General features: G+C 63.0%; 22 protein-coding genes. 8 read left to right on the top strand and 14 right to left on the bottom strand.

The features are described from left to right. The first annotated feature begins 1 nt into the window (after position 1). From CO670_RS21390 to CO670_RS21365, 6 genes are all read left to right on the top strand, one after another. The gene (locus CO670_RS21390; protein WP_097592094.1) at positions 2 to 1,378 is read left to right on the top strand and encodes an aspartate aminotransferase family protein; all 1,377 of its coding nucleotides are present in this window, start codon (positions 2 to 4) and stop codon (positions 1,376 to 1,378) included. A gap of 240 nt (positions 1,379 to 1,618) precedes the next feature. Continuing rightward, complete coding sequence (locus CO670_RS21385) at positions 1,619 to 2,332, top strand: HAD-IA family hydrolase (RefSeq protein ID WP_097592093.1); 714 nt, start codon at positions 1,619 to 1,621, stop codon at positions 2,330 to 2,332. A 74-nt stretch (positions 2,333 to 2,406) separates the two neighbouring features. Further along, positions 2,407 to 4,017 (top strand): ABC transporter substrate-binding protein, encoded by a 1,611-nt coding sequence (locus CO670_RS21380; protein ID WP_097592092.1) that lies wholly within the window; start codon positions 2,407 to 2,409, stop codon positions 4,015 to 4,017. Positions 4,018 to 4,106: 89 nt separating this feature from the next. After that, on the top strand, positions 4,107 to 5,057 hold the full coding sequence (locus CO670_RS21375) for an ABC transporter permease (protein WP_097592091.1): 951 nt from the start codon (positions 4,107 to 4,109) through the stop codon (positions 5,055 to 5,057). Next, positions 5,054 to 5,911, top strand: coding sequence for an ABC transporter permease (locus CO670_RS21370; protein WP_097592090.1), 858 nt, complete (start codon positions 5,054 to 5,056; stop codon positions 5,909 to 5,911). Before CO670_RS21375 ends, CO670_RS21370 begins: the two co-directional genes overlap by 4 nt. Continuing rightward, positions 5,908 to 7,563 (top strand): ABC transporter ATP-binding protein, encoded by a 1,656-nt coding sequence (locus CO670_RS21365; RefSeq protein ID WP_097592089.1) that lies wholly within the window; start codon positions 5,908 to 5,910, stop codon positions 7,561 to 7,563. The genes CO670_RS21370 and CO670_RS21365 overlap by 4 nt, the downstream gene beginning before the upstream one ends. A 32-nt stretch (positions 7,564 to 7,595) precedes the next feature. Here the strand turns inward: CO670_RS21365 and CO670_RS21360 are convergent, their stop codons facing one another. Further along, positions 7,596 to 8,072 carry an Lrp/AsnC family transcriptional regulator gene (locus CO670_RS21360; protein WP_008532606.1) on the bottom strand — a complete coding sequence of 159 codons (477 nt, stop codon included), beginning with the start codon at positions 8,070 to 8,072 and terminating at the stop codon, positions 7,596 to 7,598. Positions 8,073 to 8,307: 235 nt separating this feature from the next. On the opposite strand from CO670_RS21360, the gene CO670_RS21355 reads away from it, so the two are divergent. Beyond that, entirely contained in the window at positions 8,308 to 9,633 is a 1,326-nt protein-coding gene (locus tag CO670_RS21355) for an FAD-binding oxidoreductase (RefSeq protein WP_097592088.1), read from the top strand. A gap of 58 nt (positions 9,634 to 9,691) precedes the next feature. On the opposite strand, the gene CO670_RS21350 is transcribed toward CO670_RS21355, so the two are convergent. The 12 genes from CO670_RS21350 to CO670_RS21295 form a co-directional block, all read right to left on the bottom strand. Continuing rightward, entirely contained in the window at positions 9,692 to 10,669 is a 978-nt protein-coding gene (locus CO670_RS21350) for a L,D-transpeptidase (RefSeq protein WP_097592087.1), read from the bottom strand. 108 nt (positions 10,670 to 10,777) lie between these two features. Then, positions 10,778 to 11,800: a cell division protein FtsZ gene (gene ftsZ, locus CO670_RS21345; RefSeq protein ID WP_097592119.1), complete on the bottom strand. Its 1,023-nt coding sequence runs from the start codon at positions 11,798 to 11,800 to the stop codon at positions 10,778 to 10,780. Between the two features lie 133 nt (positions 11,801 to 11,933). Then, the gene (locus CO670_RS21340) at positions 11,934 to 12,920 is read right to left on the bottom strand and encodes a sugar kinase (RefSeq protein WP_097592086.1); all 987 of its coding nucleotides are present in this window, start codon (positions 12,918 to 12,920) and stop codon (positions 11,934 to 11,936) included. A gap of 18 nt (positions 12,921 to 12,938) precedes the next feature. After that, positions 12,939 to 13,754: a carbohydrate ABC transporter permease gene (locus CO670_RS21335; RefSeq protein WP_033183241.1), complete on the bottom strand. Its 816-nt coding sequence runs from the start codon at positions 13,752 to 13,754 to the stop codon at positions 12,939 to 12,941. Continuing rightward, the gene (locus CO670_RS21330) at positions 13,754 to 14,692 is read right to left on the bottom strand and encodes a sugar ABC transporter permease (protein WP_097592085.1); all 939 of its coding nucleotides are present in this window, start codon (positions 14,690 to 14,692) and stop codon (positions 13,754 to 13,756) included. The genes CO670_RS21335 and CO670_RS21330 overlap by 1 nt, the downstream gene beginning before the upstream one ends. Next, positions 14,692 to 16,020, bottom strand: coding sequence for a sugar ABC transporter substrate-binding protein (locus tag CO670_RS21325; RefSeq protein ID WP_097592084.1), 1,329 nt, complete (start codon positions 16,018 to 16,020; stop codon positions 14,692 to 14,694). The genes CO670_RS21330 and CO670_RS21325 overlap by 1 nt, the downstream gene beginning before the upstream one ends. Positions 16,021 to 16,079: 59 nt before the next feature. Continuing rightward, positions 16,080 to 16,757: a GntR family transcriptional regulator gene (locus CO670_RS21320; RefSeq protein WP_176538996.1), complete on the bottom strand. Its 678-nt coding sequence runs from the start codon at positions 16,755 to 16,757 to the stop codon at positions 16,080 to 16,082. 7 nt (positions 16,758 to 16,764) lie between these two features. Next, complete coding sequence (locus CO670_RS21315) at positions 16,765 to 17,649, bottom strand: dihydrodipicolinate synthase family protein (protein WP_097592118.1); 885 nt, start codon at positions 17,647 to 17,649, stop codon at positions 16,765 to 16,767. A 108-nt stretch (positions 17,650 to 17,757) separates the two neighbouring features. Further along, positions 17,758 to 18,603, bottom strand: a complete 846-nt coding sequence (locus tag CO670_RS21310) for a metal ABC transporter permease (RefSeq protein ID WP_097592082.1) — start codon at positions 18,601 to 18,603, stop codon at positions 17,758 to 17,760. Continuing rightward, positions 18,600 to 19,460 carry an iron/manganese ABC transporter permease subunit SitC gene (gene sitC, locus CO670_RS21305; protein ID WP_097592081.1) on the bottom strand — a complete coding sequence of 287 codons (861 nt, stop codon included), beginning with the start codon at positions 19,458 to 19,460 and terminating at the stop codon, positions 18,600 to 18,602. Before sitC ends, CO670_RS21310 begins: the two co-directional genes overlap by 4 nt. Then, on the bottom strand, positions 19,457 to 20,362 hold the full coding sequence (locus tag CO670_RS21300) for a manganese/iron ABC transporter ATP-binding protein (protein WP_097592080.1): 906 nt from the start codon (positions 20,360 to 20,362) through the stop codon (positions 19,457 to 19,459). The genes sitC and CO670_RS21300 overlap by 4 nt, the downstream gene beginning before the upstream one ends. A 63-nt stretch (positions 20,363 to 20,425) precedes the next feature. Continuing rightward, a complete protein-coding gene (locus CO670_RS21295) occupies positions 20,426 to 21,340 on the bottom strand; it encodes a metal ABC transporter substrate-binding protein (protein WP_097592079.1) in 915 nt (304 codons plus the stop codon). 360 nt (positions 21,341 to 21,700) lie between these two features. Between CO670_RS21295 and CO670_RS21290 the strand changes: the two genes are divergently transcribed. Next, positions 21,701 to 21,976 carry a hypothetical protein gene (locus CO670_RS21290; protein WP_097592078.1) on the top strand — a complete coding sequence of 92 codons (276 nt, stop codon included), beginning with the start codon at positions 21,701 to 21,703 and terminating at the stop codon, positions 21,974 to 21,976. A gap of 50 nt (positions 21,977 to 22,026) precedes the next feature. Here CO670_RS21290 and CO670_RS21285 read toward each other — a convergent pair whose 3' ends face one another. Further along, positions 22,027 to 22,761: a GntR family transcriptional regulator gene (locus CO670_RS21285; RefSeq protein WP_176538995.1), complete on the bottom strand. Its 735-nt coding sequence runs from the start codon at positions 22,759 to 22,761 to the stop codon at positions 22,027 to 22,029. Between the last annotated feature and the right edge of the window lie 122 nt (positions 22,762 to 22,883).

Below are 22,883 nucleotides of genomic sequence, written 5' to 3'. Positions count from 1 at the left end.
CATGTACAGCAATTCCCTCATCGAGCTCGACCGCGCTCATCTCGTTCATCCGGTCGCCTCCTATCGCGGCCATGAAGCGCAGGGCGTGCGGGTTCTCGCCTCCGCCAAGGGGGCGACGGTCACCGATGCTTACGGCCGCCAGCTGATCGACGGTTTCGCCGGCCTCTGGTGCGTCAATGCCGGCTATGGTCACGAGTCGATCGTCGAGGCGGCGGCGCGCCAGATGCGCGAACTGCCTTATGCGACGGCCTATTTCGGCCTCGGTTCGGAACCGGCCATCCGCCTTGCCGCCGAGCTTGCCGAGCGGGCGCCGGGAGATCTCAGCCACATCTATTTCACGCTCGGCGGCTCCGACGCCGTCGACAGCACGGTCCGTTTCATCCGCTACTACTGGAACGCGCGCGGAAAGCCGCAGCGCGACCAGTTCATCTCGATCGAGCAGGGTTATCACGGCTCCTCGACGGTCGGTGCAGGCCTGACCGCGCTGCCCGCCTTCCATGCCGGTTTCGGCATTCCTTTCGACTGGCAGCATAAGATTCCGTCGCCCTACCCCTACCGCAACCCGGCCGGCGACGATCCGCAGGCGATCATCGCGGCATCGCTTGCCGCGCTGCGGGCCAAGGTCGAGGCGATCGGCGCGGATCGCGTCGCCGCATTCTATGCCGAGCCGATCCAGGGTTCCGGCGGCGTCATCGTTCCGCCGGGCGGCTGGCTCAAGGCCATGCGCGACCTCTGCCGCGAGCTCGATATTCTCTTTGTCGCCGACGAGGTGATCACCGGCTTCGGCCGCACCGGGCCGCTTTTTGCCTGCTCGCATGAGGAGGTCGTTCCCGACTTCATGACAACAGCCAAGGGGCTGACATCGGGCTATGTGCCGATGGGCGCCGTCTTCATGGCCGACCATGTCTATCAGGTGATCGCCGAGAGCGCGGGCGCTTCGGCGATCGGTCACGGCTATACCTATTCGGCCCATCCGGTCAGCGCCGCCGTGGCGCTGGAGGTGCTGAAGCTCTATGAGAACGGCCTGCTGGAGAACGGTGTCAAAGCCGGAGCCCGGCTGATGGCGGGGCTCGAGGCGTTGAAGGATCACCCTCTGGTCGGCGACGTGCGCGGACGCGGCATGCTGGCCGCAATCGAACTCGTGACCGACAAGACGGCCCGCACGCCGCTTCCCGCCGAAGCGCAGCCCGCGCGGCGCATTTTCGACCGCGCCTGGGAAAACGGCCTGGTGATCCGCGCCTTCGCCAACGGCGTTCTCGGCTATGCCCCGCCGCTCTGCTGCACCGATGCCGATATCGACGCGATCCTGGAACGGACCGCCAAGACGCTCGACCAGACATTGGAGGACCCCGACGTCAGGCGGGCGCTGAGGGATTGAACCTCAGGCGACGAAATACCGCGGGATGCCGATATTCAGAATTTTGTGCCGCGTCATGGCGCCTATTCGGCGCAATCCATGCGGAGAAGGTGCCAAACTCCAGATGAGCAGAAGCCAAGCGCCCCTTTAAAATAGGGGGCTCATCATAAGAACCCCGGGAAAACCGGGCCTGGGAACGAGATAGATTTTTGCGAAGCGGCCGCGGCTGAAGCGGCCTGCGCCCGACACTGGGGACACGAAATGACGAAGTCTCTGCCTGAATTCAAATATATGAGTTTCGACGTCGTCGGGACCTTGATCGATTTTGAAGGCGGCCTGAAGTCCTGCCTTCAGGAGATCGCTGCCGAGGCGGGCGTGACTATCGACGGCGAGCAGGCGCTGACGCTTTATCGCGCCGCCCGCTACAGCGAGGATGCGATCCTTTTCCCGGATGATCTCGTGCGCGTCTATCTCGTCATCGCGCCCGATCTCGGTCTGCCTGCCGACAAGGCCTATGGCGAACGGCTGCGCGATTCCGCCAGGACGTGGAAGGCATTTCCCGACAGCGCGGCTGCCATGGCGCGGCTTGCCCGCGACTACCGGCTGATCGCCATGACCAATGCCCGCCGCTGGGCCTTCGACCATTTCTCCGCCGAACTCGGCAATCCTTTCCATGCCGCTTTCACGGCCGACGATACCGGCACGGAAAAGCCGGATCCGGCTTTCTTCGAGAGCGTCTTCGACTTCGTGGCCGGCGAGGGCGCGTCCAAAAGCGATATTCTGCACGTGGCCCAGAGCCAATATCATGACATCGGCATCTCGCGCGCGCTCGGCATGACGAATTGCTGGATCGAGCGCCGTCATGCCCAGAAGGGATATGGTGGCACCATCGAACCGGCCGAATTCACCGAGCCCGACTATCACTTCACCTCGATGGCCGGCCTCGCCGAGGCGGTGGCCGCGGCACGGAATTGATCTCAAAGCAATGCAACCTCGGGCCAAGCTCGCAAAGACGGGCAGCCCCAACCGGACGACAAAAGGGGAATGACATGAGCGATAAAATCACCAACTGGACCGCGTCGGACGACGCAATGGTCGAAAACGCCATCCGCCGCGGCGCGACCCGGCGCGAACTTCTTCAACTGATGCTGGCCGGCGGCGTCGCGATGTCCGCGGGCGGACTCATCCTCAGCCGCGCCTCGCAGGCGGTCGCAGCCACGCCCGTTGCCGGCGGCACGCTCAAGGCGGCCGGCTGGTCGTCCTCGACGGCCGACACGCTCGACCCGGCGAAGGCTTCGCTTTCGACCGACTATGTGCGCTGCTGCTCCTTCTACAACCGCCTGACCTTCCTCGATAAGACGGGCACGCCGCAGATGGAGCTTGCCGAGGCGATCGAATCCAAGGATGCGAAAGTCTGGACCGTCAAGCTGCGCAGCGGCGTGACCTTCCATGACGGCAAGCCTCTGACGGCTGATGACGTCGTCTTCTCGCTGAAGCGCCATCTCGATCCGGCGGTCGGCTCCAAGGTCGCCAAGATCGCGGCGCAGATATCAGGCGTAAAGGCCGTCGACAAGCAGACCGCGGAGATCACGCTCGCCAATCCGAACGCCGACCTGCCGACGATCCTGTCGATGCACCACTTCATGATCGTCGCCGACGGCACCACCGATTTCTCCAAGGCCAACGGTACCGGCGCCTTCGTCAGGGAAGTTTTCGAGCCCGGCGTGCGTTCGGTCGGCATCAAGAACAAGAACTACTGGAAATCCGGCCCGAACGTCGATTCCTTCGAATATTTCGCGATCAGCGACGACAATGCCCGCGTCAATGCGCTGCTATCCGGCGACATCCAGCTTGCCGCCTCGATCAATCCGCGCTCGATGCGCCTGATCGAAAGCCAGGGCGCCGGTTTCGTGCTGTCGAAGACGACCTCCGGCAACTATACCAACCTCAACATCCGCCTCGATATGGAGCCCGGCAGCAAGCAGGCCTTCATCGAAGGCATGAAGTATCTCGTCAACCGCGAGCAGATCGTCAAATCGGCGCTGCGCGGCCTGGGCGAGGTCGGCAACGATCAGCCGGTTTCCCCGGCGAATTTCTATCGCGATGCCAGCCTCAAGCCGAAATCCTTCGATCCCGACAAGGCGAAGTCGCTCTTCCAGAAGGCCGGTGTCCTCGGGCAGTCGATCCCGATCATCGCTTCGGAAGCGGCGAACTCCTCGATCGACATGGCCATGATCATCCAGGCCGCAGGCGCCGAGATCGGCATGAAGCTCGACGTCCAGCGCGTTCCCTCGGACGGCTACTGGGACAATTACTGGCTCAAGGCGCCGGTCCATTTCGGCAACATCAATCCGCGCCCGACGCCCGATATCCTGTTCTCGCTGCTCTACGCGTCGGACGCGCCGTGGAACGAGAGCCAGTACAAGTCGGAGAAATTCGACAAGATGCTGGTGGAAGCGCGCGGCCTGCTCGACCAGGAGAAGCGCAAGACCATCTACAACGAGATGCAGGGCATGGTCGCCGAACAGGCCGGCACCATCATTCCGGCCTATATCTCCAACGTCGACGCGACCTCCGCCAAGCTCAAGGGCCTGGAGCCCAATCCGCTCGGCGGCCAGATGGGCTATGCCTTCGCGGAATATGTCTGGCTCGAAGCCTGAGGAAGCAGATGGCCGGGGACGGAAATTGTCCCCGGCATGCCTTCCCGATTGCGTTATAATCTCAGCAGAATGCCGAAGGGAGCGCGCGCATGAACAAAGAGGTGCTGTCCCTCATATCGAGCCGGTTGCTCGTCGCCCTGGTCACGCTGGTGATCGTCTCCTTCGCCGTGTTTTTCGCCACGACGATGCTGCCCGGCGATACAGCGACCATCCTGCTCGGGCAGGCGGCGACGCCGGAAGCCGTCGAAGGCCTTCGCAAGGCCATGCATCTGGACGAGCCGGCCTTCCTGCGCTTCCTCCACTGGCTCTCCGGCCTGCTCGCAGGCGATCTCGGCACGTCCTATGCCAATGATATGCCGATCAGCCAGCTGATCGGCGGCCGCTTCGCCAATACGATGAAACTGGCCGGCGTCACCGCGCTGTTTTCCGTGCCGATCGCGCTGACGCTCGGCATTACCGCGGCGATGCTGCGCGGCTCGATCTACGACCGTGCCGTCACCATCCTGACCATCGGCGTGATATCGGTGCCGGAGTTCATGGTCGCGACCTCGGCGGTGCTGATCTTCGCCGTCTATCTCAAATGGCTGCCGGCGCTTTCGCTTGCCAACGAAGTCCACACTCTTTCCGATATGCTGCGCGTTTACGCCATGCCCGTCATCACGCTAACCTTCGTCGTATCAGCGCAGATGATCCGCATGACGCGCGCCGCGGTCGTTGAGACGCTGCGCACGCCCTATGTCGAGATGGCGCTTTTGAAAGGCGCGTCGCGGACCCGCATCGTGCTCAGGCATGCGCTTCCCAACGCGCTCGGCCCGATCGTCAACGCGATTGCGCTGTCGCTCTCCTATCTCCTCGGCGGGGTGATCATCGTCGAAACCATCTTCAACTATCCCGGCATCGCGAAACTGATGGTCGATGCGGTCGCCACACGCGACCTGCCGCTGATCCAGAGCTGCGCGATGATCTTCTGCCTCGGCTATCTGATCCTCATCACGCTTGCCGACATTGTTGCCATTCTTTCCAATCCGAGGCTGCGATGACATCCCATATCGAACAACGGCCCGCCGCGACGCGCCGGCTCGGCTATCGCTTCAATCTCGTCGGCCTCCTGGGGCTTGCCGTCATCCTGTTCTGGGCCTTCATCGCGATCTTCGCGCATCTGCTGATCCCCTACCCGGTCGGCGAGATCGTCGATACCGATTATTTCGGGCCGATGTCCCAGCAGTTCTGGATGGGGTCTGACTATCTCGGCCGCGATGTCTTCTCGCGTATCCTGATGGGCGCGCGCTATACGGTCGGCATCTCGCTCGCAGCGGTGACGATCGCCTGCTTCAGCGGCGTCGTGCTCGGCATGATCGCGGCCGTCGCCGGCGGCTGGCTCGATACGCTGCTCTCCCGCTTTCTCGATGCCTTGAATTCCATTCCGAGCAAGCTCTTCGGCCTGGTCGTGGTCGCAGCTGTCGGGTCGTCGATTCCGGTGCTGATCCTGACGCTTTCGGTGATTTATATCCCGGGCTCCTACCGTTTCGCCCGGGCGCTCGCCGTCAACGTCAATTCCATGGACTTCATCACCGTCGCCCGCATCCGCGGCGAAAGCACCCTTTATCTGATCCGCTCGGAAATCCTGCCGAATATCGTCGGTCCCGTGCTTGCCGATCTCGGGCTCCGCTTCGTCTTCATCGTTCTCCTGCTCTCCGGCCTTTCCTTCCTCGGGCTCGGCGTGCAGCCACCCTATGCGGACTGGGGTGCGCTCGTGCGTGAAAACATCGGCGGCCTGCCTTTCGGGGCGCCCGCCGTCATGTTCCCGTCGCTTGCGATCGCCAGCCTCACGATCAGCGTGAACCTCTTGATCGACAACCTGCCGCAGAAAATCCGCGATCGGAGCGAGCGATGACCAATCTCGTCGAAATCCGCGACCTCAGGGTCGAAGCCACCACCGATTCCGGCCGGCGCGTCGAAATCATCCGCGGCGTCAGCCTCGACATATCAGAAGGCGAGATCGTCGCGCTGATCGGCGAAAGCGGCTCGGGCAAGACGACGATCGCGCTCACTCTGATGGGGCATTCGCGGCCGGGCTGCCGCATTTCGGGCGGCAGCGTCTCGCTTGCCGGCAAGGACATGGTCAAGCTCGGCGAAAAGCAGCGCGCCAGGCTGCGCGGCACCGAGGTGGCCTATGTGCCGCAATCGGCCGCCGCCGCCTTCAATCCCGCCATATCGATCATGGATCAGGTGATCGAAGTCACCCGCATCCACGGGCTGATGCCGGCCGATGAGGCAAGACGCCGTGCGGTCGAGCTTTTCCGGGCGCTTTCTCTGCCCGAGCCCGAGATCATCGGCAGCCGCTACCCCCATCAGGTCTCCGGCGGCCAGCTGCAGCGCCTGTCTGCGGCGATGGCGCTGATCGGCGACCCGAAGCTGATGATCTTCGACGAGCCGACGACGGCGCTCGACGTGACGACGCAGATCGAAGTGCTGCGCGCCTTCAAGTCGGCGATGAAGAAGGGCGGCATATCGGGCGTTTACGTCTCGCATGACCTTGCGGTCGTCGCCCAGATCGCCGACCGGATCGTCGTGCTGAAGGGCGGCGAGGTCCAGGAGACCGGCACGACGGAAGAAATCCTGACCGCGGCAAAACATCCCTATACGCGCGAGCTGCTCGCCGCCTTCGAGCCGAAGGCGCGCAATCCGGAAGCCGATATCGAGGCCGTGCCGGCGCCGCTGCTGACGATCCAGGACGTCGTTGCCGGTTACGGCCAGCGCCAGGCCGATGGCCTGCCTCTGGTGCGCGCCGTCCAGAATGTCAGCCTCAAGGTCGAGAAGGGACGCAACCTCGGCATCATCGGCGAATCCGGCTGCGGCAAGTCGACCCTTGCCCGCACCATTGCCGGCATCCTGCCGGCCGCCTTCGGCAAGATCGTCTTCGACGGCAAGGAGCTCGGCCACAGCGCCCGCGAGCGGTCGCGCGACCAGCTGCGCGAGATGCAGATCGTCTTCCAATATGCCGATACCGCGCTCAATCCGGCAAAATCGGTCGAGGACATCCTCGACCGGCCGCTCGTCTTCTACCACGCCATGCCGGCCAAGGCGCGCAGCGCCCGCATCGACGAATTGATGGATATGGTCCGCCTGCCGCGCAGCCTGCGCCATCGCCGGCCGGGAGAGCTTTCCGGTGGGCAGAAGCAGCGCGTGAATTTCGCCCGGGCGCTTGCCGCCGATCCGAAGCTGATCCTCTGCGACGAGATCACCTCGGCGCTCGATACGGTGGTCGCAGCCGCGGTGATCGATCTCCTCAAGGAGTTGCAGCGGGAGCTCGGCCTCTCCTACATCTTCATCAGCCACGATCTCTCCGTCGTGGAGGCGATCTGCGACGAGATCGTCGTGATGTATGGCGGCAGAAAGGTCGAGGAAATCACGCCGGAGAAGATCAAGGCGGCGCAGCACCCCTACTCCCAGCTGCTCTTCTCCTCGGTGCCGAAGCTCGATCCCGCCTGGCTCGATGGGCTGACGCAGGATCCGGAACTGGTGCGCGCCTATAGCAAGAGTTAGCAGAGAGGCCCTCTGGCGCGCCGCAGATATTTCTACAGTGGAAACAGGCTCGTCAGCGGCATATGCGCTCTGACGATCGGCGATTTCAGGACGACGAAGCTGAAATATTTGTCGATGCCGACATCCATGTCGGTGAGGCGCTCCATGATCGTCTGGTACTCGCCGATCCCCGAAGTGACGAATTTGACGAGGTAATCATAGCCGCCGGACACGAGGTGGCATTCGATCACCTGCTCGACCTTTTCGATCGCCGCCAGGAAGCGGGCGAAATCGATCTGGCGATGGTTCTTCAGGGTGATCTCCGTGAAAACGGTCAGGGTCTGGCCGAGCTTGCCGACATTGATCTGTGCCGAGTAGCCTTCGATATATCCCTCCGCCTGCAGCTTCTTCACGCGCATCAGGCAGGGGCTCGGAGAAAGGGCGACGAGATCGGCCAGCTCCACATTGGTGATGCGCCCGTTCTTCTGCAATTCGTGGAGGATCTTGACGTCGATACGATCGAGTTTCACGAAGCACCTTTTCGGGTTATGGCCGATAGGACAAGCGGCAGATTATGCTGCCGGTTTCCCCTGATCGAAGGTAACACATTGCCCCTGCCTGTCTATTTTGTTTTGCGAGCATGCGCGAAGCACAACTGTCTGCCCGCTTCCCGCAAGACGGCATGTTCTGCTGCCGGCCGGTTAAACTCCAGCAACGCCTTATCGGCAAATCCCGCTAGATTACGCTGCAAACGGAGAATAGCTTATGCCGGCACCGCTGAAACTCGTTGAAACACCCCTGAAGCTTCCCGCGGCTGCCGATGCCGTGGTGATCGGAGGCGGCATCATCGGTGTGTTCGCGGCCTATTATCTGGCGTTGCGCGGCATGAAGGTGGTTCTGGTCGAGAAGGGCCGGATTGGCGCGGAGCAGTCGAGCCGCAACTGGGGCTGGTGCCGCCAGCAGAACCGCGATGCGCGGGAGCTGCCGATGGCGACGAAGAGCCTCGACCTCTGGGAGCGTTTCGCAGCTGTATCAGGCGAGGATACCGGTTTTCGCCGCTGCGGGCTTTTCTATCTGAGCAATAGCGATGAGGAGCTGGCCGGCTGGGCGCGCTGGCGCGATTTTGCCCGCACCGCCGGCGTCACCACGCATATGCTCAACGGCGCTCAAGCAACGGAACGCGGCCGCGCGACGGGCAAGCCATGGAAGGGCGGCGTCTTCTCGCCGACGGACGGGACGGCCGATCCGGCCAATGCGGCTCCGGCCGTGGCGCGGGCGATCCTGAAGCTCGGCGGCACGATCCGCCAGTCCTGCGCGGCCCGCGGCATCGAGACCGAAGGCGGCCGGCTTTCCGCTGTCGTGACCGAGCACGGCACCATTCGCACCAGGGTCGCAGTGCTTGCCGGCGGCGCCTGGGCCTCGTCCTTCTGCCACCAGCTCGGCATCCGTTTCCCGCAGGCCTCGATCCGTTCCTCGATCCTTTCGGTGTCATCCCCCACCTCGGCGCTGCCGGATGCGCTGCACACCTCGGCCGTTTCCGCGACGCGCCGCGGCGACGGCGGTTATACGCTGGCAATCAGCGGCGGCGGACGCGTCGATCCGACGCCGCAGCAATTCCGCTACGCGCAGCAATTTCTGCCGATGTTCATCCGGCGCTGGCGCAGCCTTGCGCCGGGCGGTCTGGAGGGGGTGAGATCAGGTCACGAAACCTTGCGGCGCTGGCAACTGGACGCGCCGACGCCGATGGAGCGGATGCGCATCCTCGATCCGAAGGTCGATCAGCCGACGATCCAGCGCACCCATGCGCGGGCGCTCGAACTGCTGCCTGCTCTGCGCGGTACCGAGATCACCGCCGCCTGGGCCGGTTATGTCGACAGCACGCCGGATGGCGTGCCCGGGATCGGCGAAATCACGTCGATTCCAGGCTTCATCCTGGCCGCCGGCTTCAGCGGCCATGGCTTCGGCATCGGCCCCGGCGCCGGCCATCTGATCGCCGATATGATCAGCGGCGATGCGCCGATCGTCGATCCCAAGCCTTATCATCCCGAACGGTTCGCGCGATCGGCCTGGGGCAAAGTCGCCGATTTCTAGAACAGGGTCGAAGCTGGAGGAATGTTCCACTCGTTGCCGATCTGCCCGTAAGCGACCGTCACTCGACGAATTTGACCATTACGCCCGGCTTCACCATCCCGCCGAGCTCTTCCGCATCCCAGTTGGTCAGGCGGACGCAGCCGTGCGATCCGACCTTGTCGATCAGCTCGGGATCGGGCGTGCCGTGAATGCCGTAGGTCGGTTCGGTCAGGTCGATCCAGATGCTGCCGACCGGCCCGTTCGGCCCTTTGGGGATGGTGAGGACCTTGTTGTTTTTCCCCTGCTTGAAATTCACCTTGGGATCGTAGCGGTAGACGGGCATGCGAGCGACGCCCTTGACCTTGTGCGTGCCGCTGGGGGAAGGATTGTCTTCGCTGCCGACCGTTGCCGGATAGGCCGCAAGCAGCAAGCCGCGCGCGTCATAGGCCCGCACCTGTCCCGCCTTGCCGTTCACCTCGATGCGCTTGACCTTTCCCTCTCTGGCAGAGCCAGTCGCGACGACCTGTATCGTCTTGCCCGGCGCGAAATCGGCACCGGGATTGAACGCTTTCATCAGATCGATATCCATATGGAACCGCTCCGCGAGCTTCTCCTCCACGCTGGTATAGCCCATGTTCGCCATCTTCGCCTTCTCGCCGTAATCCTCGGGAATGCGGTCGACGAGACCGGCGGCGTCTTCCTTGGCGATGAGGTAGCTTTCGACGATGGGCGGACCGGCTTCGAGCCGGCTGATCACCTCGGGATCGAGTTTTCCATCCTCGGGAAGCTTGTTCATCGCTTCGAAGCCGGCCACAGCCTTGCCGACATTCTCGCCATAGAGACCGTCGATCACGCCGGGAGAGGCGCCGGCGCGGTCGAGAAGCACCTGCAGGCGCACGATTGCGGCATCCGGGTCCGGCGACGGTTTCTTGGGGCGCTCAGTTGCGAGCGAAGCCAGCGACGCCGCGTTGACGGCCTCCGGCGACAGCTCCAGCGCATTTGCCGTGTTGAGGGAAAAAAGCAAAACAAGCGTTGCGATCGATGTGACGGTTTTCATGAACCATCAAATGATCATGGGAACTACTTGTTCCCTGAGGAGGGAATGAGCGTCGGTCAGCGCTTACGTCGCCGTTGTTCCCCTCCCGCTCGCGGGCTTTAGACTGCACTACTGCAGAATGCGCGAGATCTGCAGATTTTCCTTGGCGACGCCGGGCATGGCGTCGAAGCCGCTGCCTTCCAGGCCGGTCGCCACGACGGAGACGCGGAACCTGCCGTCGAGATTGCGGTCGAAGATGGCGCCGACGACGATTTCGGCATCGGCCTGTACTTCGTCGCGAATGCGGCTCGCCGCCTCGTCGACTTCGAACAGCGTCATGTCGGAGCCGCCCGAAATCGAGATCAGAACGCCCTTGGCGCCCTTCATCGAGAGATCGTCGAGCAGCGGATTTGCGATCGCGCCCTCGGCGGCCTTCATGGCGCGGCCTTCGCCGGAAGCTTCGCCCGTGCCCATCATCGCCCGTCCCATGCCGCGCATCACCGACTTCACATCGGCAAAGTCGAGGTTGATCAGGCCTTCCTTGACGATGAGATCGGTGATGCAGCCGACGCCGGAATAGAGCACGCGGTCGGCGGTCATGAAGGCATCGGCGAAGGTCGTTTTCGCATCGGCGACGCGGAAGAGGTTCTGATTGGGGATGACGATGACTGTATCGGCTGCCTGGCGAAGCGCCTCGATGCCTGCCTCCGCCGTCTTCATGCGGCGATTGCCTTCGAAGGAAAACGGCTTGGTGACGACGCCGACGGTCAAGATGCCCGCTTCGCGAGCGGCCCGGGCGATCACCGATGCGGCGCCCGTTCCCGTTCCGCCGCCCATGCCGGCGGTGACGAAGCACATGTGCGAACCGCTGAGATGATCCATGATCTCGTCGAGCGACTCCTCGGCGGCCGCACGGCCGACTTCCGGCAGCGAACCCGCGCCGAGCCCCTCTGTCACCTGCGCTCCGAGCTGAATGCGCCGCGAGGCCTTCGAGGTCGCAAGGACCTGGGCATCCGTGTTTGCGGCAATGAACTCGACGCCGGCCAGATTCTCCGCGATCATGTTGTTGATCGCATTTCCGCCGCCGCCACCGACGCCAATGACGGTGATATGCGGGCGCAGCCCTACAATACTGCTCTTGGCGTCCGTCATCATATTCTCCTTCATGCCCCGTGGATGGTCCGTCTTCGCCCGTGACGAATCACTGGTCACATTAAGAACATAAAAAGGCGGAGGCAGGGCGAAAGAATTTGGCCGCGGCCGAGTTTGGCTGGCCGTGTGTGGACTATCGGGCACGGTCCTCAGTGCCGGCCGGGACAGCCCTGGCGTCCCAATCCCGCAGCGCGTCGCAGAGTTCCGCCCGCGTCGGCGCGCCGATGCGCCCGCCGAATACCTGGCATTTCAGCGCCGCCGCCATGGACGATAGCCGCATCGTCTCCTCGATGGGCACGCCTTCGGCGATGGCGAGCGCGAAAGCGCCATGGAAGATATCGCCGGCCGCAAGCGTATCGACGGCTTTCACACGGGGTGCCGCGAGATGAAAGACTTCGCCGGCCGCCTCATCGAACCAGAAGCAGCCGTTTTCGCCTGCGGTGACGCTGATGAAGGCTTGCTCGAATTTTCGCTTCAAGACGCCGACCATCTCCACCGGATCGGCCGTTCCGGCAAGCCGCCCGGCGGCCGGCTCGGAGAAGACGATGTGGCTTGCCGCCGGCGCCAGCATCTCGATCACGCCATCGCCCGCGACATCGCCGTCGAGGATGGCGGGTTTGCCCGCTTCTCTTGCCGCCGACAGCGTCGCCAGCGCAAGCTTCGGCCATCGCACGTCGACGAGCACCGCATCGACGGACGAGACATCCCGTTGCGTGACCGGCCTGACCTGATCGTGCAGCCGTGCGTCGTAGAAGGGCAGGATCAGGCGCTCGCCTGCATCGTCGATGAGGATCGTCGAGACGGCCGAGCGGGCGCCTCGCGCAACGGTCATGCCGCTCGTGTCTATGCCGCTCTCGCTCAGATCGGCGATGATGCGTTCGCCGGTGGCATCGTCGCCGACCGCGCCCCAGAGGCTGGCTTTGCCGCCGAGGCGGGCGACGGCGAAGGCTGCGCTCGACGCCATGCCTTCGGCGATCTGCAGCATTTCATAGGGCAGGATCTTGCCCTGGCCGGTGGGCAGCGTGCGCACGCGAAACAGGGTATCCAGAACCGCCGCACCGACGCAGAGCACGCGGCGCGCGGGACCGGGCGGCGGATCGAAGGCGGAAGAAGCCGTCACGATCTTGGTCTCATCTCGTCACTTGACGGCCCCGGCCGTCAGGCCGGCCACGATCTGTCGCTGCGCGAACACCGTCAGGATCAGCACCGGCAGGGTGACGATCAAGGCGGCTGCCGCCAGCGGACCCCAGCTGACCTGTTCGAAGGACAGCATGTTGTAGACGGCGACGGGCAGCGTGCGCGTCTCTCGGCTGGCGAGCACGATGCCGAAGACGAAATTGTTCCAGGAAAAGATCACCGAGAGGATGAAGGCGACGACGATACCGGGCCTTGCGATCGGCAAAGCGACCAGGCGGAAGACCTGCCAGGGTGTTGCGCCGTCGATGCTCGCGGCCTCTTCCAACTCCATCGGCGTCGTCTCGAAATAGCCGATCATGATCCACACGACGATCGGCACGGTGACGACGAGATGGATGATGATCTGCGGCATCAGCGTGCCGAGCAGGTTCAGCCACTGGAACAGCAGGAAGAGCGGGATCAGGAAGGAAAGGCCGGGCGTCATGCGCGCGATCATGATGACCATGGCGGACTTCTCCGCTTTCAGCCGGGCGATGCCGTAGCCGGCGGGCACGCCGATCAAGAGCGCCAGAAGCGTGGCCGCCCCCGTCACCAGCACCGAATTCCAGAGATAGAGGAAGAAATTGTTCTCCTCGAAGACCTTCAGATAATTCGACCAGGCGAAACGCTCCGGAATGAAGATCGGCGGATAGGCGCCGTTGTCGATCTCGTATTTCAGCGACAGCGAGATCATCCAGAGGAAGAACAGCACGACCGGCGAGATCATCACCAGGGCGACGAACAGCAGGCCGATGCGATCGAGCGTCTTGCGCTTCATCAGCGTGCCTCCCCGTCCGACCAGTTCACGCGCTGCCGGATCATCATGAGGACGAAGGAGAGCAGGACGATGAGGATGAAGAAGACGACCGCCATGGCCGAGCCATAGCCGATATCGTAGTAGGCGAAAGCGGTGTTGTAGAGATAGATGTTGATCGTTTCCGACGCCGTGCCGGGGCCGCCCTGGGTCATGGCATAGATGATGTCGAAGCTCTTCACGGCGTCGATGCTGCGGATGATCACGGCGATCATGAGGAACGGCGCGATCATCGGCAGCGTCAGATAACGGAATTTCTGCCAGACATTGGCGCCGTCGATCTCGGCACTTTCATAAGGCTCGCGCGGAACGGCCGCCAGGCCGCCGAGCACGATCAGCATGACGAGCGGCGTCCATTGCCAGCTCTCGACCAGGACCAGCGAGGGAATGACGCTGCGCTGGTTGTAGATCCATTCCTGCGGGCCGATGCCGGCGAAGGAGAGGAGATAGTTGAGCACGCCGAGCTGCGGGTGGTACATCATCGTCCAGACGAGCGCGATGGCGACCGGGGTCGCCATCATCGGCATCACGAATATGCCTCGTATGAGGCCGCGCAGCGGAAACTGGGCATCGAAGATCAGCGCCGCGAGCGTCCCCAGAAACAGGGGGACGACCACAGAGAGCGTCGTATAGAGCACCGTGTGCCACAGCGACTCCCAGAAGCGCATGTCGGTGGCGAGTCTGATATAATTGTCGAGCCCCGCAAAGACCTGCGACTGACCGAGCGTCCAGCTGTTGACGCTCATCCACACCGTAAACACCCATGGAAAGACGATGACGGCTGATATGACGATGAGCGCCGGGATGACGAAGGGCCAGTAGTTGGGAGCAAACCTGTCCGGTTTGCTCCTTCCCTTCGGCGCCTTGGCCACTGCGGCCGTTTCGATGCTTGCCGAGGCCATTATCCCTCGCTTTTCGCCAGGACGGGTTCGAACTGCGCCGTCGCCGCCTTCAACTCGGTTTCGGGATCGGCGCCGCCGATCATGTTGGTCAGGCCGACGCCATAGATATCACGGAACTCGGTGACCGGAATGATGACCGGCAGCGCAAGCTGCGAGATCTTGCCGGAACCGACGACGGCATCGAGCCAGGCGCCCGGCATCTTGACGCCTTCGCGGACCTTTGCATCCTCGAGCACGGACTGGCGGAAAGGAACGCCGGCGCCGGCCTGCAGCAGGCGTGCGCCCATTTCATGCGAAATCGCCCATTGGCAGAAGAGGTAGGCGGCTTCCTTCTTCTGGCTGGCCGCGACGACGCCGAGCCCGTCGCCGAAGGTGCCTGCGGCCTGTGCCTTCGGGCCTTTCGGCATGATGCCGTAGCCGACCTGGCCGACCACGCGCGACTTTTCCGGGTTTTCGATCGGCGGCGCAAAACCGACGCCATCAAGCCACATGCCGATCTTGCCCTGCAGGAAGGCCGACTGCGCTTCGGCCCAGTTGAAGCCGGAGACGCCGGGAGGGGCGGTCTTGGTCATCAGCTTCTGGTAAAGCTTGGCCGCATCGATCGCTTCCGGCGACGTCGTGCGCAGCTTGCCGTCGGGGCCGAGCGGGCTCGAGCCATAGCCGAGCAGCAGCGACGTCCAGACCGGCGTATTGGCGTTCTTCAGGCCGCGGGCGACGAAGCCGTAGGTGTTGGTCGAGGGATCGGTCAGCGCTTCGGCAGCGCTTGCCAGTTCGTCGAAGCTGGTCGGATAGGCCAGCCCCTTCTTCTCGAACAGCGCCTTGTTCCAGTAGATGATCCAGTAATCGACCGAGAAGGGAAGAGAGCGCAGCACGCCGTCGCCGTCCTTGGCGAAGGCAAGCCCCGCTTCGGCGAAATCGCTTTCCACGAGCGACGGATCGGTCAGCGAGGCGTCTTTGAGGAAGCCGCTGATATCGGCAAGCCAGCCGCCCTTTTCGAACTGCCGCTTCTGGACATGGTAGCTCATGTGCACCACGTCGAAGCTCGGCTTGCCGGAGCTGAGCTCGATCGTCGTCTTCTGGCGCTGCTGCTGTTCCGGCGTCGCTTCGGCATTGACCTTGATGCCGGTCAGCTCCTCGAATTCGGGCAGGTACTTCAGAAGTATTTCGCTGCGCGGGCTCTTGACCAGGTTCACTTCGAGCGTGGTGCCGGTGAAGCGCTTCCAGTCGACGGCGGCGGATGCCGGGCGCATGCCGAGCATGCTGCTCGCCCCAAGCGCGGCCGTTCCCGCCAGAAAGCCTCTGCGTGTCGGATTGAAGAATGATGGCATGTGAGTCCTCCTCCTTTATGTGCCGGCGATCTCCTCACCCCCGGCGGCTTATTTCCCGATTATATCCCCAGCGCACGATCCCTTGCATGGTTGATGTGTGCGACAAGACTGTTGACGGCGTCCTCCGCCGATCGGCGCTCGATCGCCTCGAGCACCTTCAGATGTTCGCCCATCACGGGCCCGACGTGGCCGTCGATGCGGAACCGGTCCTGGCTGATCAGGCGCATCTTGATCGAGTTCACGCGGTAGGCATTCGAGATGATGGTATTGCCAAGCGCGTCGATGAAGGCGTCATGCATGCCCCAGTCGACGGCCTGCGCGCGCAGTTCCAGTTCGTGCGAGCCGTCGCCGCTTCGAATGGCATCGGCAATATCCCGATGCTGCTTGATAAGCCTGGCGATCGTTTCGTCCGACGCGGACCGGGTGAAGAGCGCTACGGCCTCCTTCTCCAGGAAGACGCGCAGCTGGAAGGCTTCGCGAATGAGGTTGAGATCGATGTGGGCGATCTGCAGACCCCGCTGCGGCACGGTCTTGATCAGCCCTTCGGCTTCGAGCCTCGGAATGAGTTCGCGGATGGCGCCGAGCGGCAGCCCGGTCAGCTCGACGAGGCGGCGCTGGGAAACGAACTGGCCGGGGCGCACGTCACGCGCAAGGAGATGGCGCGTGAAGCTCGCATACGCCTTTTCCCGCAGTGTCGGCTGCTCCTCCGTTCCGTCCATTGCCTCCTCCACAAACATGCCCGACCTATGCGGCTTTCGAGCGGAAAAGATGATCGAAAGCAAGAGCGAGCTGCGCCTGCCCTTCGCTGGATATCGAAACCAGCGGCGGACGAACCGCAATCCAGCTCTCCTCCGACGTAGTGCGCGCGATCATCGCCTTCACGGCCGGGATGACGGGATGTTTCAGAATCTCGACCACGAAATCCTCGACGCGGCTGTCGTCCCTGCCCTCCTCGGCCAGCGGCCTGAGTTCGCGGGGCGCGAAATTCGCCATGCCCGAGATCGCACCCTGGCCGCCGAGCCGCACGGCTTTGGCGAGGTGCCGTTCGTCGCCCACCAGGATGATGAGATCGTTATGCGCCTTCAGCAGGCTTTCGGTATAGGGCCAGTCGCCGGAAGAATCCTTGACGCCGGTGACGATATTGGGAAAGGCCGCCTTGAGACGGCCGATCAGCGACACGGTCAGCGGAACCATGGTGACCGAAGGCAGGTTGTAGACGATGATGTCGCGCGCCTTGTCGCCCAGCATGGCGAAGACGGCCGAAAACCACTGGAAGACGCCGTCGTCGCTGACATTCTTGAAATAGGATGGCGGGGCAAGAAGAATATTTCGGGCGCCGAGTGAAAGAGCCTGGCCGGCCTGCGCCGCCGCATCCTCGGCGGCATCGACCAGCACGCCGACGATGATGTTCCTTGCCGCGATGCCGGCATCGAGGAAGGCGGCGACGACGCGTTCCCGTTCCCGGCTTCCGATCGAGGACCCCTCGCCCGTCGTCCCGAACAGCGTCACGCTGGAACATCCGGCGGCAAGGCAGCGCCGCGCCTGCGCGATCATCGCTTCGATCGCAATGTTGCCGTCGCTGTCGAACGGCGTGGCAAGAGCGACGGAAAGCCCGAATTTAGATGTCAACTTCATTCCTCCCAGCTGATGGGTCAGGTGTAGCAGGCTAACATGTTAGTTGTAAAGGGGTGATTCATCGCGGCCTGCGCTGGGCAGGCAGTTGTCGTCAGTTCCTTCTTAAACCGTCTCGCCGGCATCGATCCGGGCGGCTTGGCGCGTGGCCTGGATGAAGGCCAGCACGAAGCCGATGGCGAGAACGAGCACGATGGTCGGCGCGGGCGCGCTGTCGATGAAGAAGGACAGGTAGACGCCGGCGAAGGAACCGGTGACGGCGATGGCGACCGACAGGATGAGCATGGTGCTGAACTTGCGGGTCAGCAGGAAGGCGATGGCGCCGGGGCCGATCAGCATGGCGATCGAAAGGATGATGCCGACCGCCTGCAGGGCGCCGACGATGGTGAGCGAGATGAGGGCGAGCAGGCCGTAATGCAGGAAACCGATCCTGAGCCCGACCGCCTTTGCCTGCGTCGGATCGAAAGCGTGCAGCAGGAAATCCTTCCACTTCACGCCGAGAATGCCTGCCGTGACCGCGGCGATCGCACCCGCCTGCGCAATGTCGGGCCAGGAGACGCCGAGCATGTCGCCGAACAGGATATGGTCGAGATGCACGTCGGACTGGATCTTGACATAGAGCACCAGGCCGAGCCCGAACATGCCGGAGAAGACGATGCCCATCACCGTATCCTGCTTGATGCGGCTGTTGTCCTTCAGGAAGCCGGTGGCGATGGCGCAGAACATGCCGGCCACGAAAGCGCCTACGGCATAGGGAAAGCCGACGATATAGGCGATGACCACGCCGGGAAACACCGCGTGGCTGATCGCATCGCCCATCAGCGACCAGCCCTTGAGCACCACAAAGCAGGACAGCAGCGCCATCGGCACGGCGACCAGCACCGAAATGACAAGCGCATTGACCATGAATTCGAACTGGAAGGGCGACAGCAGCATTTCGGCAATGTTCATCGCGCCGCCTCCAGCGCCTCGGCGGCCCTTCGGCGCGCCGCCAGCAGGCCGTGCTTGGGTGCGAGGAAGAATGCGGTCAGGAAGATCGCCGTCTGCAGCACGACGATGATGCCGCCGGTCGCTCCGTCGAGGAAGTAGCTTGCATAGGCGCCGACGAAGCTGGTGACCGAGCCGATGACCACGGCGATGAGCAGAAGCCGCGGGAAACGATCGGTCAGCAGATAGGCGGTTGCGCCCGGCGTCACCACCATGCAGATGACCAGAAATGCGCCGACGGTCTGCAGGGCCGCGACGGTGGAGGCGGAAAGCAGCGTGAAGAACAGGATCTTGAGCATGGTCGGGTTGAGGCCGATCGAACGGGCATGGTTCTCGTCGAAGAAGGTGACCATCAGGTCCTTCCATTTGACGAGCAGGATGGCGAGCGACACGAAGCCGATGATGGCGAGCTGCAGCGTATCCTCTGGCGTGATGGCAAGGATATTGCCGAGCACGATCGTCTGGATGTTCACCGCCGTCGGCTGGAGCGACACCATGAACAGGCCGAGCCCGAAGAAGGAGGAGAAGATCAGGCCGATGATGGCGTCTTCCTTCAGCCTGGTGCGCTGATTGAGGAAAAGCATGGCGGCGGCGGCAAGCCCGCCGGAAAAGAAAGCGCCGATCGAGAAGGGAAGGCCGAGCATATAGGCGCCGGCCACTCCGGGGACGATTGCATGCGAGAGCGCGTCGCCGATCAGCGACCAGCCCTTCAGCATCAAGTAACAGGAGAGGAAGGCGCAGACGCCGCCGACAAGGGCCGAGACCCACATGGCGGTCAGCATGTAATTATAGGTGAAGGGCTCAAGGAGAATGTCCGTCATTCCCAGCCTCCGCCTTCCCCGTCGGACGCGCCCGCGGTCGCCTTGCCGCCGCGAAGCACGAGCGGGCGTTCGTCGTCGCTGATCAGGCCGATCGATGTCGGCCTGCCGCTCTGGGCGTCGTTCAGCACGAAATGGCGCAGCACGCCGCCGAAGGCCTTCTCCAGGTTGTCCTGGGTGAAGGTCTCGAAGGTCGGCCCATAGGCGAGCACCGTGCCCTTGATCAGGATTGTCCGGTCGCAGAATTCCGGCACGGAGCCGAGATTGTGGGTCGAAACCAGCATGACGCGGCCCTCGTCGCGCAGCTCGCGAAGCAGCTTGATGATCTGCTCCTCGGTCTTGACGTCGACGCCGGTAAACGGCTCGTCGAGCAGGATGACCTTTCCGTCCTGCGCCAGCGCGCGGGCGAGGAAGACCCGCTTCTTCTGGCCGCCGGAAAGTTCGCCGATCTGGCGCTTGCGGAACTCGCTCATGTTGACGCGGGCAAGTGCTGCCGCCACCGCCTGATGATCGGCGGCCTTGGGAATGCGCATCATGCCCATGTGGCCGTAGCGGCCCATCATCACCACGTCCTCGACTAGAACGGGGAAGTTCCAGTCGACCTCTTCGGCCTGAGGCACATAGGCGACGAGGTTCTTTCGCAGCGCGTCCTTGACCGGCATGCCGAGCACGCGGATATCGCCCCTGGCGAGGCGCACGAAGCCCATGATCGACTTGAAGAGGGTCGATTTTCCCGAGCCGTTGACGCCGACCAGCGCGGTGATCGTGCCGGTGGGAATGGCGAAGCTCGCCTCCCGCAGCGCCGTATGGCCATTGCGATAGGTGACGGTCGCGCCGTCCACCAGGATCCCGGTCCCCTCGAAACCGGATGCGGCCTGCTTCTGCCGGCCGGGTTGAACACTCATCAAACAATACCCCCATAAACACATGAACAGGCCCCGCCCGCAGGCGAGGCCCCTATCGGCCGATCAGGACGAGGACGCCAGGCCCTTGGCGATGGTTTCCGACGTGACCTTGAGGAGATCGAGATAGGTCGGAACCGGGCCATCGGCCTCGCTCAGCGAGTCGACATAGAGAACGCCGCCATATTTGGCGCCCGTCTCCCGCGCCACCTGTTCGGCGGGCTTGGACGAGATGGTGCTTTCGGAAAAGACGACGGTGATGCCGTTCTTGCGGACGGCGTCGATCACCTTGCGCACCTGCTGCGGCGTGCCCTGCTGATCGGCGTTGATCGGCCACAGATAGAGTTCCTTCAGGCCGAAATCGCGGGCGAGATAGGAGAAGGCGCCTTCGCTCGAAACCAGCCAGCGCTTGGCCTCGGGCACGGCGGCAAGCTGTGTCTTGATGGGTTCGATCGTCGCCTTGATCTTCTCCTTGTAGGCCTCGGCATTGGCCTTGTAGGTCTCGGCATTGGCGGGATCGTACTTCACGAAGGCATCGCGGATATTGTCGACATAGATCAGCGCCGCCGTCGGCGACATCCAGGCATGCGGGTTCGGCTTGCCCTCATAGGGGCCTTCGGAAATGCCCATCGGCTCGACGCCGGTGGAGACGGTGACTTCAGGCACGTCTTTCAGATTGTGGAAGAATTTCTCGAACCAGCGTTCGAGATTGAGCCCGTTCCAGAGGACGAGCTGGGCGCCCTGGGCCCGCTGGATATCGCCCGGGGTCGGCTGATAGTTGTGGATTTCCGCGCCCGGTTTGGTGATGGATTCAACGATCGCCGCGTCGCCCGCGACGTTCTTGGCGATGTCGGCGATGACGGTGAACGTCGTCACCGCCTTGAATTTTTCCTGCGCCGATGCCGGCAGAACCGTCAGCACGACCGCAAATGCCGCTCCCATCATCCCGATCAGAACCGACCGTCTTACCTTATCGAGCATGGATGTCTCCGGTTGCTATTGAGAGTGAATTGCAATTCACAATCGGGGCCTGCCCTCATGACAGTTCGCAAAGAGACGACCCCGGTCCCTTCATATTCTGCAATTGCGAATGAATTGCAATAAAGAATTGGCGGCCGGACGCAAAATGATTGCAGCCCTGCCGAGGCAGTGAAAGACCCGAGGCCCTTGCCGTGTACCCTGGAAGTTGACCGGCAACGATGCCAGCCACGACGAACCCGATGCTCCAGTCGGTTTCCATATCGGCTCGATCCTCATGGTCAGGACATGTCGATTACCGTAAACTGATCAGCCGAAGGCCTTGAGCATAGCTCGCCGAGGCGATCCCTGGATGGAGGGTAAATGTTCAAATCCGTTTCCGACAGCGCCTTTGCCTCCGACGGCGGATCACTCGCGTTGTTTGTACAACGGTCCGATGGCGAAGTGGAGCAGTTCGTCATAAATCGTTCCCTCGCTTCGCGCGGGACGCCTGCTTACAACAAGGTGTCGTCGAATCTCCGCTCCCTTTCGGCGGATGATTGCCGGGCGATCGCGGCGGCTCTCGAGCCGCTGTTGCCGACAACCCCGTCGATTCATCCGCTAGCGGATTTCATCAGGACACTTAGGGAGCAACCCTGATTTTCAATGGCAGCGACGCAGACCGAGCCCCACGGCTGTTGCCCCAGCCGTCACTTGGAATGGAGCGTCGTCGACAAGGCGGTGCGTTCCATGCGCGCGGAATTTTCCGGGTCGAGATGCTCCCAATAGGAGCCTTCCTTCCGTGCGATGTGGCGCACGAGGATGCGCGCCGCGAGCTCCAGGTTGCGCGCCCTGATCGCCTCGGTAATCTCGACATGCTCGCGCATGGATTTTTCCATGTGGTGCGGATCGCTGCCCAGCCGGTTGCGCAGCGCCGCCATCTTGGCGCCGATCAAGGCATAGGCGCTGGTGAAATAGGGATTTCCTGAAGCGGCGATGATCGCGTCGTGGAAAGCGGTGTCGAGCGCCAGATAATCGCGTACCCGGCCCTCCGCCTGGGCTTTCTTCATATCTTCGACGATAACGGCAAGCTCGTCGGCGAGCGGCGTGTCGGGGTTTTCGAGCGCCAGTTGGACGGCGGCGGGCTCCAGCGCGAACCGCAATTCGCAGAGCTGGTTCAGCTCGCCCGCCTGCAGCTCGAAGACATAGGTGCCCGACTGCGGCTGCACGGTCACCAGTCCCTGGCGCCGCAGCAGCGCGATCGCCTCGCGCACCGGCGTTGTCGATACGCCGAGTTCGGCCGCAAGCGCATTCTCGGACAGGCGCTCGCCGGGCAGCACCCTGCCCTCCACGATCATCTCGCGAATGGCCCGCATCACCTCGTCGACCAGCAGCGCCGGCCGCGAAAGTTTCCCGGTTTTCCTGTCCTCGCCACCGCCAGCCATTCTTCGCCTCCCGCCGATTCCCGGTTCAGACATAGCAAACTCCACCCTTTACAGACCAGAAAAAACTGCTACCTTAGTTTTCAACTGGTGCCTAAGGTAGCAGTTTGGCGGAGGAAGTTAAG

Source organism: Rhizobium sp. J15 (assembly GCF_002531825.1).
Lineage (GTDB): Bacteria > Pseudomonadota > Alphaproteobacteria > Rhizobiales > Rhizobiaceae > Rhizobium.
The sequence above is the reverse complement of the archived record's forward strand: the minus strand, read 5'-3'. Positions and strand labels throughout refer to the sequence as shown.